The organism is Xenorhabdus yunnanensis, from assembly GCF_028598805.1.
GTDB lineage: Bacteria > Pseudomonadota > Gammaproteobacteria > Enterobacterales > Enterobacteriaceae > Xenorhabdus > Xenorhabdus yunnanensis.
On sequence record NZ_JAQRFI010000324.1, the window covers coordinates 1 to 235 of the forward strand.

Sequence of the window (235 nt, forward strand, 5' to 3'; positions counted from 1 at the left end):
ATTATCTTTATAAATAAAATCCTTGCCTGTGTTATAGGGCGGGTCGATATAAATCATCTTTATCTTTTTGTGATAAGACTTTTGCAGCAACTTAAGCACTTCAAGGTTGTCGCCTTCAATAAACAGGTTTTCGGTAGTATCCCAGTTAACACTCTCTTCTTTACAAGGCCGTAATGTACCGGTTGATGGCATCTGAGCAATTTGACGTGCGCGAGCCTTGCCCTGCCAGGTGAAG

General features: G+C 41.7%; 1 pseudogene. It reads right to left on the reverse strand.

Going from position 1 to position 235, the window contains the following annotated elements:
- Window positions 1-235 (reverse strand): annotated as a pseudogene (locus PSI23_RS22455) (site-specific DNA-methyltransferase); the annotation flags it as partial.